Source organism: Paraburkholderia sp. RL17-373-BIF-A (assembly GCF_046030175.1).
GTDB lineage: Bacteria > Pseudomonadota > Gammaproteobacteria > Burkholderiales > Burkholderiaceae > Paraburkholderia.
Genome location: NZ_JARESO010000398.1, coordinates 1 through 533 on the forward strand (window position 1 = coordinate 1; position 533 = coordinate 533).

General features: G+C 58.5%; 1 protein-coding gene. It reads right to left on the reverse strand.

The window, feature by feature from the left end; genetic code table 11:
• Positions 1 to 494: hypothetical protein (locus tag P0D80_RS51075; RefSeq protein WP_408296571.1), on the reverse strand; the 494-nt coding region annotated here is incomplete at its 3' end.
• Between the last annotated feature and the right edge of the window lie 39 nt (positions 495 to 533).

The window sequence follows — 533 nt, forward strand, 5'->3', positions numbered from 1 at the left end:
GTCTTCTCCCGCGACTGGCGCGATAGCCGCGAGATGCTTCTGGCGTGCAGTACGGGGAACTGTGCAAGGTGCGCCTGATTGAACATCGGATAGAACTCCCCGCGTGCATCCAACGGCAGATTATCAGGCTTCCTACTCCAGTTTACCGCAACGAACACATTGCCAAACTCCCCACCCGGCTCCCCAGGCGTCCGCATCGCGTTCTTCAGGTCATCCGGGGTCAGCAGGATGCAAACCTCGTTCTCCCTGGCAAGCAACGGAAAGTAAGACAGCACATCCCCATACATGACATCAGCGGTTCCTTTCACAAACTGCCTCAGCGAATCAGGAAGGGCATTCAGGTAAGCCTGGCGCACCGCCTTTGCTCTGTCCCGCAACTCTTCATGCCGTTCGGCCGCATCCAGTATCTGCAGCACACTGAGACCGTTCGCACGAGCCCATGCGTATCCTTCGGGTTCCGGTTGCGCCAGCTGTATCCGGGCATGCTCGAGCATGGTCCCCAGTCCGTACGAGGACCAACCCTCCAGAGCAAA